The sequence below is a fragment of the Caballeronia sp. LZ028 genome, assembly GCF_031451415.1.
Taxonomy (GTDB): domain Bacteria; phylum Pseudomonadota; class Gammaproteobacteria; order Burkholderiales; family Burkholderiaceae; genus Caballeronia; species Caballeronia zhejiangensis.
Window position 1 is genome coordinate 604,543 of the sequence record NZ_JARUXN010000003.1, and the last position, 15,311, is coordinate 619,853.

The 15,311-nt window shown below is 62.1% G+C and carries 15 protein-coding genes; 9 read left to right on the top strand and 6 right to left on the bottom strand.

Annotation, left to right across the window (positions count from 1 at the left end; genetic code table 11):
- Positions 1–5 precede the first annotated feature (5 nt).
- Positions 6–458 carry a hypothetical protein gene (locus tag QCE58_RS20095; protein WP_309780135.1) on the bottom strand — a complete coding sequence of 151 codons (453 nt, stop codon included), beginning with the start codon at positions 456–458 and terminating at the stop codon, positions 6–8.
- 42 nt (positions 459–500) lie between these two features.
- Here QCE58_RS20095 and QCE58_RS20100 point away from each other — a divergent pair, with 42 nt between their 5' ends.
- A complete protein-coding gene (locus QCE58_RS20100; RefSeq protein WP_309780137.1) occupies positions 501–821 on the top strand; it encodes a hypothetical protein in 321 nt (106 codons plus the stop codon).
- Between the two features lie 13 nt (positions 822–834).
- Here the strand turns inward: QCE58_RS20100 and QCE58_RS20105 are convergent, their stop codons facing one another.
- Entirely contained in the window at positions 835–1,896 is a 1,062-nt protein-coding gene (locus QCE58_RS20105; protein ID WP_250521904.1) for a glycosyltransferase family 2 protein, read from the bottom strand.
- 339 nt (positions 1,897–2,235) lie between these two features.
- Between QCE58_RS20105 and QCE58_RS20110 the strand changes: the two genes are divergently transcribed.
- Entirely contained in the window at positions 2,236–2,523 is a 288-nt protein-coding gene (locus tag QCE58_RS20110) for a hypothetical protein (protein WP_250457295.1), read from the top strand.
- Positions 2,524–2,588: 65 nt separating this feature from the next.
- Here QCE58_RS20110 and QCE58_RS20115 read toward each other — a convergent pair whose 3' ends face one another.
- Positions 2,589–3,641, bottom strand: coding sequence for a LacI family DNA-binding transcriptional regulator (locus QCE58_RS20115; protein WP_250521905.1), 1,053 nt, complete (start codon positions 3,639–3,641; stop codon positions 2,589–2,591).
- A gap of 146 nt (positions 3,642–3,787) precedes the next feature.
- Between QCE58_RS20115 and QCE58_RS20120 the strand changes: the two genes are divergently transcribed.
- Together QCE58_RS20120 and QCE58_RS20125 are read left to right on the top strand one after the other, a co-directional pair.
- A complete protein-coding gene (locus tag QCE58_RS20120; protein ID WP_250521906.1) occupies positions 3,788–4,867 on the top strand; it encodes a fatty acid desaturase family protein in 1,080 nt (359 codons plus the stop codon).
- Positions 4,868–4,884: 17 nt separating this feature from the next.
- The gene (locus QCE58_RS20125; protein WP_008348011.1) at positions 4,885–5,193 is read left to right on the top strand and encodes a non-heme iron oxygenase ferredoxin subunit; all 309 of its coding nucleotides are present in this window, start codon (positions 4,885–4,887) and stop codon (positions 5,191–5,193) included.
- 83 nt (positions 5,194–5,276) lie between these two features.
- Here the strand turns inward: QCE58_RS20125 and QCE58_RS20130 are convergent, their stop codons facing one another.
- Positions 5,277–7,232: a methyl-accepting chemotaxis protein gene (locus QCE58_RS20130; protein ID WP_175980809.1), complete on the bottom strand. Its 1,956-nt coding sequence runs from the start codon at positions 7,230–7,232 to the stop codon at positions 5,277–5,279.
- Between the two features lie 401 nt (positions 7,233–7,633).
- Between QCE58_RS20130 and QCE58_RS20135 the strand changes: the two genes are divergently transcribed.
- A complete protein-coding gene (locus QCE58_RS20135; RefSeq protein WP_250521907.1) occupies positions 7,634–8,923 on the top strand; it encodes an MFS transporter in 1,290 nt (429 codons plus the stop codon).
- 75 nt (positions 8,924–8,998) lie between these two features.
- Here QCE58_RS20135 and QCE58_RS20140 read toward each other — a convergent pair whose 3' ends face one another.
- On the bottom strand, positions 8,999–9,988 hold the full coding sequence (locus QCE58_RS20140) for a LacI family DNA-binding transcriptional regulator (RefSeq protein ID WP_008348017.1): 990 nt from the start codon (positions 9,986–9,988) through the stop codon (positions 8,999–9,001).
- 198 nt (positions 9,989–10,186) lie between these two features.
- On the opposite strand from QCE58_RS20140, the gene QCE58_RS20145 reads away from it, so the two are divergent.
- From QCE58_RS20145 to QCE58_RS20155, 3 genes are all read left to right on the top strand, one after another.
- On the top strand, positions 10,187–11,017 hold the full coding sequence (locus QCE58_RS20145) for an NAD(P)-dependent oxidoreductase (protein ID WP_008348019.1): 831 nt from the start codon (positions 10,187–10,189) through the stop codon (positions 11,015–11,017).
- A complete protein-coding gene (locus QCE58_RS20150) occupies positions 11,014–11,922 on the top strand; it encodes an SMP-30/gluconolactonase/LRE family protein (protein WP_250521908.1) in 909 nt (302 codons plus the stop codon). The genes QCE58_RS20145 and QCE58_RS20150 overlap by 4 nt, the downstream gene beginning before the upstream one ends.
- A 232-nt stretch (positions 11,923–12,154) precedes the next feature.
- Complete coding sequence (locus tag QCE58_RS20155; RefSeq protein ID WP_008348022.1) at positions 12,155–13,501, top strand: MFS transporter; 1,347 nt, start codon at positions 12,155–12,157, stop codon at positions 13,499–13,501.
- 43 nt (positions 13,502–13,544) lie between these two features.
- Here the strand turns inward: QCE58_RS20155 and QCE58_RS20160 are convergent, their stop codons facing one another.
- Positions 13,545–14,306, bottom strand: a complete 762-nt coding sequence (locus QCE58_RS20160; protein ID WP_250521909.1) for a FadR/GntR family transcriptional regulator — start codon at positions 14,304–14,306, stop codon at positions 13,545–13,547.
- Positions 14,307–14,450: 144 nt separating this feature from the next.
- Between QCE58_RS20160 and QCE58_RS20165 the strand changes: the two genes are divergently transcribed.
- Complete coding sequence (locus QCE58_RS20165) at positions 14,451–15,296, top strand: NAD(P)-dependent oxidoreductase (RefSeq protein ID WP_008348024.1); 846 nt, start codon at positions 14,451–14,453, stop codon at positions 15,294–15,296.
- Positions 15,297–15,311: the final 15 nt, after the last annotated feature.

Below are 15,311 nucleotides of genomic sequence, written 5' to 3' on the forward strand. Positions count from 1 at the left end.
GTGCGTCACACATCCCATACGCCGCTCGCCGCGGCTCGCGTGGCGTAGTCCTCGAACGAGCAGGCTTCGCGATGCAACGCGGCGCGCACGCCATCGGCGGGCTTGTCGTTGCGGCCATCCAGCACGGTCATGAAGAGATGGAGAATCAGGTCGGTCTCGGGCTTCGGCACGCCAGCCGCGAGCAGAGCGTCGCGAAATGCATGGGGCGGCACGGGCACGAGCCGCACGTCACGTCTCGTCGCTTTCGCGAAGCATGCGAGCGCTTCGGCGAAAGTGATCGCGCGAGGTCCGGTGAGTTCGTAAAGCCGCTTTTCGTGGCCTGGCTGCGTGAGTGCGGCGACGGCTGCATCGGCGATATCTTCCGCATCGACGAAAGGCTCTTTGATATCGGCGACGGGCAGCGCGAGCGTGCCCTCACGGATCGGATCCAGCAGAAAGCTCTCGCTGAAGTTCTGCATGAACCAACTGCAACGCAGGATGGTCCAGCTCGCCCCGGAGCGTTGCAGCGCTTCTTCCGCCGCCTGCGTTTCTTCTTCGCCACGTCCGGACAACAGCACGATGCGTTCGGCGCCGCTCGACAACGACGCGTCGAAGAATACATCGAGATCGCGGAGAGCCGCGCGTGCGGCGCATTGCTGGCGTCGGCGATCCGGCGCGTGATGCCGCGTGCGGACAGCAAGCGCGTCAATGCGCTCGCGTTCCTGATCTGGCAGCCAGGCGAAGAAACAATGCGCCTTGCCGTCGCGCACAAGCGCGGTGAGGGCGCATTGCTCGTCGATGCCTATAAGCGAATGAGCTTGCGCGCCATCGAAGAGGCGTGAAAGGGGGGCCGCGTCATCCGCTCAACTGATTGGACGTGCTCGGCCGCCGCGCCCGCTGATGATGGTCGAGGCTGCGGCGCAACACCTTTTTCACGAGGCCCTTGAGGAAGTGGATCGAGCGGTCCGCGCGTACGTTCAGATCGAACGGCTTCAGTTCGACAACCTGACGCTTGCCGCCTTCGGTGAGTTTCTCGCGGATCTTCCGATGATCGACGGCCATGGCCGTGAGCGTCTCGGACGCCTGCTTGAACGAAGCGCGATCGACGCGCGCGCAAACGTGGCACGCACGCTGAAAGAGCTTGTCGAAGACGGTGAGCCAGAAATCGTCCATGTCACTGCCGTCGCAACGTGCGAGCGCTTCCTGCCCTGTGAGGCGCAGATTGTGCATGTCGCGCAGCTTGGCTGTCTGCGTGATGCTGCCGAAGCGCCGCCGATAGCCGATCAGCGGCGCGGGAATCCGATAGATGCTTTTTGCGCGCAGATAAGTCGAGGGCACGAGGGCCATGTCTTCGTAGTTTCGTCCTTCGGGAAAGGGCGCTGCGTCGAACAGGTTGGTGCGATAGACGCGCGCCCACGCAAAGGTATGGAATCGATCGGCAAACTGCTGCAGCGCCGCGCGATCCATCGGATGACCGCCGCTCGTCGCATGGTCGACGAGTTCGATGTTATCGAGCTCGCGGTCGTCGTCATCGATGATCTTGACGTTGTACTCCACCACATCCCACTTGCGCTCGGCGAGCACCGGGATCATCGCTTCGGTGAAGCCCTTCAGATAGATATCGTCGCCGTCCAGGAAGCCGACATAAGGCGTTCGCACCGCCGCGAGGCCGGTATTGCGCGCGGCGCTCAGGCCGCGATTTTCCTGGTGTATCAATTCGATGTGCACGCCGCGATCGCGCTCCACGACCGAGCGCGCTGCCGCATAGGTCTCATCGCGAGAACCGTCATCGACCACGATGATCTTCATCGCGTCGATATGAGGTTGGGACAGCAGGGATTCGAGCGCTTCCTCGATGTATCCCTCGATGTTATAAGCCGCCACGACGATGCTGAGCAGCGGACTGGTGTCTCGCAAGGAGTCACTCTCAAACGGCATGGATGACGCTCTCCGTCGATTGATTGGGCTCTGTCTCTCCGCACGCACCATGCGAAGAGCCGTTGTCGATGTCCCGCCGTGCCGCCGCGCGCAAACGCGCATCACCTTGTGATTGATTGCGGCACGACCGGACATGCAGCTGGTCTGATGGATGAGGCTGGCTCGATCACCGTACAAGACGGGAAGCTCTGGCAGCGCATTATTGTTGGAGCATGTCACGTCATATGGCGGGCCCCGGACACCCCGGCCTGACGTGCATGTCGATGGAACAATCGTTAATAGAGCCGTTTTTGCCGGGCGGGTTCCCCGAGCAACTGCATGCTAGTCCTTCAAAGCAACGAAGCGATGACACTCGCCTCTTTCAGCGTGCAGGCAAATGCAGTCCACCGGGACATACTAGTGGAAAAACGGCCGCGTGAAGCTGGGATTTCATCGCCGCCGCTTCATATCGGCGACGCAGGATGGCTCGCAAACGTTATCGTCCTGAGTCGATGGTCGCAGTTCGGTGCGCTCGGCCACATGCCCGAGCATCTTCAGCATTCAGTCGTGACAAACGGTTTCTGCGTGCAAGCGACTGTAGCAATGCACTGCATATTTTTCTCATGACTTTCGCGTCGTGAGGTCGAAGAAGAAAATAATACGCATTCGGTTGAAGCGGCACGCTATCAAGCTCAGACGTTCTCCGGCGTATAAAGCTGCGCCGACAGCGGATACTGGCTGGCCTGTGCTGCTTCGCCCGGCAGCGCTTGCAACGCGCGCAGCATTGCCTGAATGGCCGTCTCGGCGATGCGCTGAAGCGGCGTGTCGATCACGAGATCGATGACGCCTTCGACGAGCGCCTCGTACCGGTCGGGCATCAGGTCGCTGCACACGGTGACGATGCGTCGTCCCGCGGCCTCTTCGCGCAGCGCGCGTATCACGCCGCCCACGCCGCCGCCGGGGATATAGAGGCCGGCGAGATCGGCATGACGCGCGAGCATCGCGAGCGTCGCCTCGTAAGCGAGTTGCTTGTCTTCGAGATTGATCTGCGTATCGAGCACGCGCAATCCGGGCGCATGTTCGCGCAAGTACGAGCGAAAGCTGATCTCGCAGCTTTCCTGACCGAGATAACGCGGCGTGCCGACGAACACGCCAACAGTGCCTTCGTCGCGACGCGTGAGGCGGCTCACGGCCCACGCGGCCGTGCGTCCGCTCTTGCGCGGATCGACGCCGATATAACCCGCGCGTAAGGGCGCACTCAGATCCGATAGCAACGTGACCGTCGGCTTGCCCTGCCCGTGAAGCGTTTCGATTGCGGCGGTCACATGCGGATGGTCCACTGCGACGACGCCGAGCGCATCCACCTGCTCGCCGAGCGTAAGCAGCGTGCGTGCGATGGAAGCCGGATCGAGTTCATCCATGTACTCGATGACGGCGTTGCAATGCTCCGGTTCGTGGCGCGCGGCGGCATCCGTCAGAATGCGCGCGAACGTCTGATAGAAAGGATCCGCACGTTTCTGCAGACAGAAGCCGAGGGCGTAGCGTTCATGGCGCTCGCCGCGTTGCGCGCGCAGACGTTCGCGCATCAAGCCTGCGCCGTGATAGCCGATGCGCTCGGCTGCCTCGATCACGCGCAATGCAGTGCCTTCGCGTACGCTGAGACGTCCGTTGAAGACGCGATCCACTGTTGCCGGACTGACGCCGGCAGCCTCGGCCACGGATTGAAGCGTGGGACGCTTGCTCATCTTTGATGTAATTGATGGGTTTTCAATTCGCTCGATGATGCCTAAAGATAGCAAATGCGCGTCAACATTGCGCGGGCGATGCATCCGCTTTTATCATCGAATCAGCAATGACGAATGATGCAAATCCAATCATCGCTTGAGGTGACATGATGGATTCCGAGCAGGCGCAAGGTGCGGGCGCGCGGGACGGCTATCGCGATTACCGGCTCATCGACGGCGCAGGCGAGCGTGCGAAAGCGTCGGGCCTGGTCAATGCGGACTGGTACAAGTGCGCGGTGCCGCGGCCGGTCATGAAGAGCCTGATGCAGCGTGGCGATGCACGCGCCATCCGCGACACCTTGCTCTGGTATGCGTCGATCATCGCGAGCGGCGTGCTGGCGTGGTTCGCATGGCAAGCGCATTCGCTCTGGGCGATTCCCGCATTTCTTCTTTACGGCACGCTCTATTGCAGCCCCGCCGATTCGCGCTGGCACGAAAGCGGTCACGGCACCGCATTCAAGACGTCGTGGATGAACAAGGCGCTCTATCAGTTCGCGTCGTTTCAGGTGTTTCGCCGGCCGACGATCTGGCGCTGGAGTCACGCGCGTCATCACACGGATACGCTGGTCGTCGGAAGGGATCGCGAGATTGCCGTGCCGCTGCCGACGGACTGGCTGAGTCTCGCATTGAACGTCTTCGCGCTGAAGCACGCAGCAGGCGAAGTGCCGAAGATCGTTTCATCCGCGTTCGGCAATATCGGCGACGAAGAAAAGACCTACGTGCCGGAATCGGAATGGCCGAAAGTCATTCTTGAAGCGCGCGTGACGCTCGCGATCTATGCGGCGGTGATTGGCGCATGCTTCGTGTCTCATTCGATCCTTCCCCTGCTTTATATCGGCTTGCCGAGTCTGTACGGCGCGTGGCTCTATCTCTTCTTCGGCCTCACGCAGCATGCGGGGATGCCGGAGAACGTGCTGGATCATCGCAAGAACTGCCGCACGGTGATGATGAATCCCGTGTTCCGCTTTCTGTATCTGAACATGAACTATCACGTCGAACATCACATGTTCCCGATGGTGCCTTATTACGCGCTGCCGCGCCTGCACGAAGCGGTGAAGCATGACATGCCGCCGCCTTACACGAGCACGATCGCGGCATATGCAGAGATCATTCCGGCGCTCGTGCGGCAAACGCGCGATCCGTCGTATCACGTCGAAAGACCGATGCCCGCCGCGACGCAGGCATGACCAAGGAGGCCGTTCCGATGACGCAATGGATCGATGCAGCTGCGATGGACGATATCGAAGACGAAGACGTGATGCGTTTCGATCACGATGGCCGCACCTTCGCGATCTATCGTGTGAACGATGCCGTCTATGCCAGCGATGGCCTATGCACGCACGAGCACGTTCATCTGAGTGACGGATTCGTGATGGACCACGTCATCGAATGTCCGAAGCACAACGGACGCTTCGACATTCGCGACGGCCGGCCGCTGTGCGCGCCTGTTTGCGAAAAGCTGCGGACGTATCCCGCGAAAGTCGAGGATGGCCGCATCTTCATCGAGGTCTGATGCCCCGTCGACGATCGACGTCGGTATGTGGCGCGCACGACGACGCGCCACGTCCGCTTGAACCGCTATGAATGCGCGAAGGCTTAAACGCGGAACATGCTGACGACGCGCGCAAGCCGCTCGGCCTGATCGCGCAGTTCGGCGGTGGAATGCTCCGCTTCACCGACGAGCGCGGCGTTCTGTTGCGTCGCTTCGCCGATCAGCATGACCGCGCTGTTCACCTGCTCGATGCCGCTTGCCTGCTCGCGTGACGCAACGCCGATTTCATCGACGATGGCATTCACGCGCGAGACTTGCTCGACGATGCCGCCCATCGTGCTGCTCGCTTCCTCGGCGATCTTGTAGCCGTGCGAGACCTTCGCGGCCGATTCGGCGATCAGCACTTCGATCTCTTTGACTGCGCCCGCGCTGCGTTGTGCGAGCGCGCGCACTTCCGATGCGACCACCGCGAAGCCCTTGCCGTGCTCGCCCGCGCGCGCGGCTTCGACGGCAGCGTTCAACGCGAGAATGTTGGTCTGGAACGCGATGCCTTCGATCGTCGCGGTGATGTCGGCGATGCGTCGTGCCGATGCGTCGATCTCGCCCATCGTCGCGACCACGCGCCCGACTGCATGACCGCCTGCGCGCGCGGCATCGGATGCGGACGCGACGAGCGTCCCCGCCTGCGCCGTATTCGCAGCGTTCTGCTGCACGGTGCTCGTGATTTCTTCCATGCTCGCAGCGGTTTCTTCGACGCTCGCGGCCTGGGTTGCGATACGCGTGGCGATATCGCTGCTGCCCGATGCAATGCGCGCCGTCCCTTCGTTCATGTCCGCCGATGCGCTGCGCACCTGCGCGACGATGCCCGCGAGTCCGCGCGCGATGCCGTCGATCGCACGCATCAGCCGGCCGATATCGTCCTCGCGCGCGCTGTCGATACGCACGGTCAGGTCGCCCGCGGCGATGCGTTCCGACGCGCGCGTCACGTCGTCGATGGGACGGCCCACGAGTCGCGTGACCGCATAGAGCAGCACGCCGACGAGCAGCGCCACGATGACGAGCCCGAGAACCAGGAAGCGATTGCGGCTCGCGTGAACGTCGGCGAGCACTTCGTCGCGATATGCAATGCCGCCGATCATCCATTGCCATTGCGGCACCGTCATATAAATGATTTCCTTGTTGCCGCCATGCACGCGCGAATCCGCGCCCGCGATATCGGGGCCGTCGAACGAGAGCTCGCCTTCGTGCGTGTCGAGCATCTGCTTGAAGGGCGCAACGCGCTCATCGGCCAGTTCGCCTTTCGAACCGGGATGCACGAGCAGCTTGCCGCGGTTCGGGCCAGTCGATGCATCGACGACGAAGTGATAGCCGCTCGCGCCGATCGCGAGCTTCGCGATGGTGTCCTGCAACGCTGCGAATTCGGATGTCACGTCGACGCCAACGAAAAGTGCGCCGATGATGCGTCCCGATGCATCGGTGACGGGCTTGTACGCGGTGATGTACTGCTTGCCGAAAAGCGCTGCGATGCCGATATAGGGCTTGCCTGCAAGGATCGGCGCATACGCGGGGCCCTTGCGGTCGAGCAGCGTGCCGATCGCGCGCGTGCCGTCCTGCTTCTTGAGCGACGTCGTCACGCGCACGAAATCGTCCCCGGTGCGGGCGAAGATCGTCGCGATGGCGCCGCTTTCCTCGAGGAACGCGTCGGGAATCGTGAAGTCGTTGTTCAGCGCCTTGTCGCCCGCGAGGAAAGTCGGCGTGGCTTTACCGTCGATGTCCACGGTGCGGGTTTCATCGAGCGCGAACGTCGAAGGCAGACGATGCGCGAAGATCGTCATGAAGCGCGTGACTTCCGCGCTCACGGCCTTGTCGAAGAGGCCGATCATCGTCGCGATCGAGCGATTCTCGCTTTCGACGCGCGCGAGCGCATGCGTATCGACTTGCTCGCCCGCGCTGCGCGTGACGGCGATGGTGAAGAACGCGACGACGACTGCCGTGAGCGCGCATGCGAGCACGGCGAATTTGGTCCCGACGTTGGTCCGGGCCAGAACATTACGAAACATGGGGAATCACTGGGCGATAAGAGTTGTGATGATCCTTATCGGCAGATGCTTAAGAAACTTTAATTTACCGCAGGCATGAAAGCCATTGCGATGGCTTCGCGTGCGCCGAGCGGCTCCTGTTTTCCAAGACAACTCCTAGAAAACGATTAACTTTCAGTACGCGTCGATACGGGTGGTGAAAGGACCTCCAATTGGCCCGTCAGCAACAGTTCTGCCACATATTAGGGCAAATACTAGGATAGCCAGTAGGCAGCAAACCCACTATTCTTCGAAAAAACGTTTTCCAAAACCTCGGCGAGCTTGCGCTTTTAACCGGCGCAAAGCCATCGCCCACGGCGCTCGTCGCCGTTCACGCAACAAGAAACGCGGCACGACGAGCGCCGCCGCGTCCGGAGACTTACATGAACACTGTCGTTGCCGGCGTCGTGCGTACCGCCAGCCGCTATCGCTGGACCGTGTGCGCGCTGCTGTTTTTCGCCACGGTCATCAACTACATGGACCGGCAGATCCTCGGTCTGCTCGCCCCGATGCTGCAGCACGACATCGGCTGGACGCAGGTGCAGTACGGCCGCATCGTGATCGCGTTCTCGGCCTTCTATGCGATCGGCCTGCTGTGTTTCGGGCGTATCGTCGACTGGCTCGGCACGCGCATCTCTTATGCGCTCGCGATGTTCGTCTGGAGCATCGCCGCGATGCTGCACGCGGCCGTCGGCTCCGTGATGGGCTTCGCCATGGTCCGCGCGCTGCTGGGCATCGGCGAGGGCGGCAACTTCCCCGCGGCCATCAAGACAACCGCCGAATGGTTCCCGCGCCGTGAGCGCGCCCTCGCGACTGGTATTTTTAATTCCGGCGCGAACATCGGCGCGGTCTTCGCACCGGCACTCATTCCCGCGCTCGCGGTGGCCTTCGGGTGGCGCGCTGCGTTCGTGATGGTCGGCGCGATCGGCCTCGTGTGGCTCGTCGTGTGGTTCGTGATGTACCGCCAGCCGGACGGCCGCGCGCACGACGACGATATCGCCGACGAAGGCGATGACACCAACGCCGCCGACGCGGCCAACGCCAAGGCGCGCGCGCCGGGGTTCAAGGAACTCATCAGGAAGCGTGAGACGTGGGCATTCATCGTCGGCAAGTTCCTGACGGACCCGGTGTGGTGGTTCTATCTGTTCTGGCTGCCGAAGTGGCTCAACGAATCGCGCGGCATGGACATGCAGCACATCGGCTTGCCGCTCGTCGTGATCTACGCGATCACGACCATCGGCAGCATCGGCGGCGGCTGGATTTCTTCCGCGCTGCTGCGCGCGGGCTGGACCGTGAATGCGGCGCGCAAGACGGCAATGCTGATCTGCGCATGCGCCGTGTTGCCGATCGCGTTCGTTTCGCAGGCAGAAAACCTGTGGGTCGCGGTGGCCATCGTCGGTCTCGCCGCAGCGGCGCATCAGGGCTGGTCGGCGAACCTCTTCACGACGGCATCGGACTTGTTCCCGCGACGTGCGGTGGGCGCGGTGGTCGGCATCGGCGGCATGGCCGGTTCGATCGGCGGCGTGCTGTTCTCGGAAGTGATCGGCCAGGTGCTGCAACGCACGGGTCACTACTGGGTGCTGTTCGCGATCGGCGCATCGGCGTATCTCATCGCCTTCGGGATCATGCACTTGCTCACGCCGAAGATGACGCCGGCGAAGCTCGCAGCGTAATTCGTATTAGCGATTATTAGTCAAGACATGCGCCGCGCCGCCCGCACTCGCAACTTGCAGGCAGCGCGGCGTACGTCATGCAGCGGCAGCAGTCGATTCACGCACGATGAGCCGCGGCTCGAACATGGAGTTGCCCGGATCGGGATGACCGGCGAGGGCGTCGATGAGCTTCTGCATCGCGAGTTCGCCCATCTTCTCGCTCTGAATGTCGACGGTCGTGAGTCCCGGCGCGGCGTATGCGCCGTAGGGCACGTTGTCGATGCCGGTCACCGAGACGTCCTGCGGCACGCGAATGCCGAGCGAAGCGGCTTCCTTCATGAAGCCGAGCGCGATCAGGTCGTTGTAGCAGATCACCGCTTGCGGGCGCTTCGGACCGAGCATCACGCGCGAGCAAGCCTGTTCGCCGGCAAGCGACGTTGGCGCATGGGCTTCGTAGATATCGAGTTCGAGGCCCGCTTCGGCGAGACACTCGCGCGCGCCGCGAATGCGTTCATCGTTGATGCGCGCGTGCTCGAAGCCGAGATACGCGATGCGGCGATGCCCGAGATCGAGCAGATGACGCGCGAGCATGTAAGTAGCGAGGCGGCTGTTGATGCCGACGCTCGGAATCGGCAGCTCGGCGTTACGCAGCAGCACGACGGGCTTGTCGAGATCGAGCATCCACTGCGCGTTTTCGTCTGCCAGGCGCGAGCTGACGAGCAGGCCGTCCACGCGTTGCGCGAGCGCTTCGATGAGCGGCCGCTCGCGCGCCTGATTCTCGTCGATATCGACGAGCAGCAGCGTGTAGTCGTGCCGCAGCGCAATGCGGTTCGCGCCTTTCACGACATGCGTGAAGTGCGGATTGCTGATGTCGAGGATCGTGAGACCGATGGTGCGCGTCTTGCCGGTAATCATCGAGCGCGCAAGCGGGTTCGAGCGGTAGCCGAGCGAATCGATGGCTTCCTTGAGCTTGGCCTCGACCGGCGCGGAGAAGCGCTGCGCGCCATTGATGTACTTCGAGACGGTCGCGACGGAGACGCCCGCCGCAGCGGCGACGTCGCGAATGGTCGGGGAAATTTTTTTCATTCGGAGGGTAACGTTTTCGCACTGTTAACGGATTGTCGCAGAAATTCGGGAAACGATGACATCGAAACTTGCGTTTTGCATGCGGCGTTTTGCATGCCAGACGGCGATTGACGGCGCGTCGCGCCGATCGATATAGTCCCGAAAACGTTTTCTTCCTTATTGCTTTCAACGCATCAGTACGTATTGACAGGAGTCTCGATGAATCAGCCAAACGCAGCGGCCAAGCCGTTCAAGCGTCTGCTTCTGACCGGCGCGGCCGGCAATCTGGGTCGTCAGTTGCGCGGCGCGCTCGCTCAATGGGCCGACGTCGTGAGGCTCTCCGACATCGCGCCGCTCGACGATGCAGCGAGCCATGAAGAGATCAGCGCCGTGGATCTCGCGGATCGCGACAAGGTGATGCAGCTCGTCGAGGGCGTCGACGCGATCGTGCATCTCGGCGGCATCTCGATCGACGCGCCGTTCGACGATCTGATCGAAGCGAATATCCGCGGTACGTACAACATCTATGAAGCGGCGCGCCGTCATGGGGTGAAGCGCATCGTGTTCGCGAGCTCGAACCATGCAATCGGCTTTCATCCAGTCACCGAAGTGCTCGACGCCGATTCGCCCCATCGCCCGGACAGTCTTTATGGCGTGACCAAGTGCTTCGGCGAATCGCTGTCGCGCTATTACTTCGATCGCTTCGGCATCGAGACGGTGAACCTGCGCATCGGTTCGTCGTTCGAGGAGCCGAAGAATCCGCGCATGCTCGTCACGTATCTGAGCTACCGCGATTTCATCGAGCTCGTGCGCTGCTCGCTGTTCACGAATCGCGTCGGTCATGCGGTGGTGTACGGCGCTTCTGACAATCCGGTGAAGTGGTGGGACAACTCGAAGGCGGGCTTCCTCGGCTTCAATCCGCAAGACAGCTCGGCCCAGTTCGACGGGCTCTTTCCGGTGACCGGACCGAGCGCCGATCGCGATGATCCGGCGCAGCGCTTCCAGGGCGGCCCGTTCGTATTGGGCGAGCCGATGGAGCGCAAGCGATGAGCGCCGCCGTGCGCGCGGAACGCATCGACGCGGCCGGGCGCGCGACCGTCGGCGAATGTCCGGTATGGCGCGCGCAAGAGGGCGCGCTGTATTGGGTCGATATTCCCGCGCGACGGATCGTCAGGCTCGAGATCGAAAGCGCGAGACGTACGGAATGGGCGTTCGACGAACAGGTCGCATGCTTTGCGTTCGACAAGGCTGGGCGCGTCGTCGCGGGCATGGAAAGCGGCATGTTCGGTGTGACGCTCGCCGACGCGAACCAGGCGCACGCCGTGAAGCTCGCCGCGCCTTCGTTTCCCGCGACGGGCATGCGCTTCAACGATGGCCGCTGCGACAGGCAAGGGCGCTTCTGGGCCGGAACGATGGTGATGGACATGTCGCTCGCGAGTGCCGTCGGCGCGCTGTATCGCTTCGATGAGCAGGGCGCTTTGTCGGAATCGGTCGTCGATGGTCTGATCACGCAGAACGGCCTCGCATGGTCGCCGGATGGCAGAACGATGTATTTGTCGGACTCGCATCCGCAACGGCGCATGATCTGGGCATTCGACTTCGACCCCGACACCGGCACGCCGCACGCGCAGCGCGCATTTGCCGATCTGCATCACTACGCGGGCCGTCCCGATGGCGCCGCGGTCGATGCGGACGGCTGCTACTGGACGTGTGCGAACGACGCCGGCCGCCTGCTGCGTTTCACACCGCGCGGCGAACTCGATCGCGAGATCGTGCTGCCTGCGAGCAAGCCGTCGATGTGCGCGTTCGGCGGCAGCGATCTGAAAACGCTCTATGTCACGACTATTCGTCCGGCAATGAATGCCACTGACGACGACGGTCACGTGTTCGCATTGAACCCCGGCGTGCAAGGATTACCGGAGCCGGAGTACGCCGCGCTGTTACCGGTAGCATAAACTTCACGAAAACGGGGCGATCATTCGCCCCGTCCGCATTTTTTTCGCATGATTTGGGACGCAAACGATTCGAGCGCACTTTATTGGCGCGCATCGAAATGATGGACACGTCCCCCTTCGGAACCGATACCAAGCACAAACACCAATGCTGCAAGTCCTTCTGAAAGAGTAGTCTCCGCAGGTATCTCAAGCACCCGCGATCAACAGATTCTCTAATCCGGAGGAGACATTGATGGACCTTGAAGCTCGCACCATGAAGCGCGTGATGGTTCGCCTCGTGCCGTTCCTGATCTTGTGTTACTTCATCGCATATCTGGACCGCGTCAACGTCGGCTTTGCCGCATTGCAGATGAACAAGGCGCTCGGTTTCACTGCGAGCATGTTCGGTTTCGGCGCCGGCATTTTCTTCATCGCCTATTTCTTTTTCGAGGTTCCTTCGAACCTGCTGCTCGAACGATTCGGCGCGCGCCGCTGGATCGCACGCATCATGTTCACGTGGGGCATCCTCGCAGCCGCGATGGCCTACATTCCGCATATCGCGCAGGCGACGGGCCTCTCCAACGCATACGTGTTCTATGGCTTGCGCATCCTGCTCGGCGTCGCGGAAGCGGGCTTCTTTCCCGGCATCATCTTTCTGCTGACCTTGTGGTTCCCGGCGAAGTATCGCGGCCGCGTCGTCGGCTATTTCATGGCGGCGATTCCACTGTCCACCGTGATCGGCGGACCGATCTCCGGCGCGCTCTTGCAGATGGACGGCATCAACGGCATGGCGGGCTGGCAGTGGCTGTATCTGATCGAAGCGATTCCCGCGTTGCTGCTCGCGTTCGTCGTGTACTTCTATCTGACCGACAAGCCCTCCGACGCACACTGGCTTGCAAAAGAAGAGCGTGACTGGCTCGTCGATCGTCAGGCGCAAGAGCGCGCGCATCGCGAATCCGTGCATGCGTTCAGCGTGAAGGAAGCCATTTTCAATCCGCGCGTGCTCGCCATTGCCCTGATCTACTTTGGCGCGAATGCCACGAACTATGGGCTGAGCTTCTTCCTGCCGCAGATCGTCAAATCGTTCGGTCTTTCCAACTTGCAGACCGGCTTCGTCACGTCATTGCCCTATGCCGTGGGCGTGATCAGCATGGTGCTGTGGGGCCGTCATTCGGATCGCAAGCTCGAACGGCGCTGGCATGTCGCGATTGCGTTGATGGTCGCGGCGGGCGGCATCGCGGCATCGGCGGGCCTCGACGATCCGGTGATGAAGATGATCGCGCTGTCGATCGCGGGCTTCGGCATCTTCGGTTGCCTGCCGGTGATCTGGACGCTGCCGGCCTCGTTCCTTTCGGGTGCGGCGGCGGCGGGCGGCATCGCGGCGATCAACTCGCTCGGCAATCTCGCGGGCTTCTTCGGTCCCTATGCGATGGGCTGGATCAAGGACAGCACGGGCGGCTTCGGCGCGGGCCTGCTGTGCCTGGCAGGGGCGGGCATGGTCGGCGTGGCGGCGGTCCTGCTGCTGCATCACGATCAGGCACTGGAGACGATTTCCGGCGCGCATGACGTCGAGGATGGCGAGCCGAACATGGCGCGTTGATGTTGCATCGCGAGTACCGCGCCAACGCGCGGTCCTCGCGTATTCATTCAAGCGACGACTGCGCGCGTCGCAATCTCTCCCGGCTGTTGATCAGATGCAGACGCATCGCGGTGCGCGCCGAATCGGCATCGCCGCGTTCAATGGCGTCCGCGATCTGTTCATGCTCGCGATTCACGCGCATCAGGTAATCCGCGTATTGATCGCGCGGAATCGGCGTCGCCGTGATGCGCGTGCGCGGAATCATGCGCGTGCCCAGATGATCCATGATCTCGACGAAATAGCGATTGCCCGTTGCATGCGCGATCTCCATGTGAAAGCGCAGATCGGGCGATACGGTATCGCTTGCTTCGCCCACATTTCTTGAAAAGTCCCCGAGCGTCGAGCGCATCGTCGCAAGACGCGCGGCATCGCAACGCATTGCGGCAAGTCCCGCGCTTTCGGTTTCGAGACTGATGCGCAATTCGAGGATGGCGAGCGCATCCATCGAACCGGCGACATCGGCGGGATCGAGGTGCAGAAGAGGCGACATGCCCGCTTCACACACGAACGTACCGATGCCATGCCGCGTTTCCACGAGTCCTGCCGCTTGCAGACGCGACAGCGCCTCACGCACGACGGTGCGGCTCACGCCGAAGCGCTGAACCATTTCCGCTTCCGTCGCGAGCCTGCTGCCGCCCTTCAGTTCCTGTGCATCGATCTGGGCGCGCAAGGCGTCGACGAGTTGCGCGGTCAGACTGCGTCGCGCTTGCGGCGATGCAATCGAGGATGCGTCGGTGCCTGCATGAAGATCGGGCGATAGCGTCACGGTATTCTCGTTGGCGTGGGTTTTACACACATTGACAAATCGTTCGGCAAATGATGATATGCGTCATGCAGTGATATGACAACGTACAAGAAGATGCGCGCAGGGTAATCCCTAGCGACGACAGCCTTCAGGAGACACAACACGATGGAACAACAAACCAGCACGCCGTCCGCCGACGAAGATGCGCAATTCGATCGTCTGTTGCTGACGGGCGCCGCCGGCGGAATCGGCCGCGCGATCCGGCATCGCGTCGCCGAGTTCGCGCGGCATGTGCGGATCTCCGACTTGCCTGGCGTGTTGCAGGGCGACGCCGCGCCTCACGAAGAGATCGCTCCTTGCGATCTCGCCGACCGCGACGCCGTCGATGCGCTTGCGATGGACTGCGACGCGATCATTCATCTCGGCGGGGTATCGGTCGAGCGTCCGTTCGAAGAGATTCTCGAAGCCAACATCAAGGGCGTTTTCAATCTTTACGAAGCGGCGCGCCGTCAGGGCGTGAAGCGCATCGTGTTCGCAAGCTCGAATCACGTCACGGGTTTCTATCGGCAGGACGAACGAATCGACGCCACTGCGCGCAAGCGCCCCGATGGCTACTACGGCTTGTCGAAGTCCTTCGGCGAGGACATGGCGCAAATGTATTTCGACCGGTACGGCATCGAGACGGTGAGCATTCGTATCGGCTCCGTGTTTCCGGAGCCGAAGGACCGCCGCATGATGGCGAGCTGGATGAGCTACGACGATTTTCATGACCTGTTGCGCCGCAGTCTCTTCACGAAAGACGTCGGCCACACGATCGTCTTCGGCATGTCGGCGAACGCGCATACATGGTGGGACAACCGCTGCGCCGCGCATCTCGGCTTCGTTCCGCGTGACTCGTCCGAGCAGTTCCGCGAAAAGGTCGAAGCGACGCCGCCGCCGGCGCCCACCGATCCCGTGGCGGTGCTGCAGGGCGGTGCCTTCACGACGACTGGCCCGTTCGATCCGGTTTAATGCATGCGAAATGCA

What these genes read in the sequence shown, in the direction of transcription:
- QCE58_RS20165 (WP_008348024.1), top strand. Translation starts at nt 14,451, where the DNA reads ATGGAACAACAAACCAGCACGCCGTCCGCCGACGAAGATGCGCAATTC.
- QCE58_RS20135 (WP_250521907.1), top strand. Translation starts at nt 7,634, where the DNA reads ATGAACACTGTCGTTGCCGGCGTCGTGCGTACCGCCAGCCGCTATCGC.
- QCE58_RS20095 (WP_309780135.1), bottom strand. Translation starts at nt 458, where the DNA reads ATGCAGAACTTCAGCGAGAGCTTTCTGCTGGATCCGATCCGTGAGGGC.
- QCE58_RS20140 (WP_008348017.1), bottom strand. Translation starts at nt 9,988, where the DNA reads ATGAAAAAAATTTCCCCGACCATTCGCGACGTCGCCGCTGCGGCGGGC.
- QCE58_RS20125 (WP_008348011.1), top strand. Translation starts at nt 4,885, where the DNA reads ATGACGCAATGGATCGATGCAGCTGCGATGGACGATATCGAAGACGAA.
- QCE58_RS20120 (WP_250521906.1), top strand. Translation starts at nt 3,788, where the DNA reads ATGATGGATTCCGAGCAGGCGCAAGGTGCGGGCGCGCGGGACGGCTAT.
- QCE58_RS20155 (WP_008348022.1), top strand. Translation starts at nt 12,155, where the DNA reads ATGGACCTTGAAGCTCGCACCATGAAGCGCGTGATGGTTCGCCTCGTG.
- QCE58_RS20130 (WP_175980809.1), bottom strand. Translation starts at nt 7,232, where the DNA reads ATGTTTCGTAATGTTCTGGCCCGGACCAACGTCGGGACCAAATTCGCC.
- QCE58_RS20115 (WP_250521905.1), bottom strand. Translation starts at nt 3,641, where the DNA reads ATGAGCAAGCGTCCCACGCTTCAATCCGTGGCCGAGGCTGCCGGCGTC.
- QCE58_RS20150 (WP_250521908.1), top strand. Translation starts at nt 11,014, where the DNA reads ATGAGCGCCGCCGTGCGCGCGGAACGCATCGACGCGGCCGGGCGCGCG.
- QCE58_RS20110 (WP_250457295.1), top strand. Translation starts at nt 2,236, where the DNA reads ATGCTAGTCCTTCAAAGCAACGAAGCGATGACACTCGCCTCTTTCAGC.
- QCE58_RS20145 (WP_008348019.1), top strand. Translation starts at nt 10,187, where the DNA reads ATGAATCAGCCAAACGCAGCGGCCAAGCCGTTCAAGCGTCTGCTTCTG.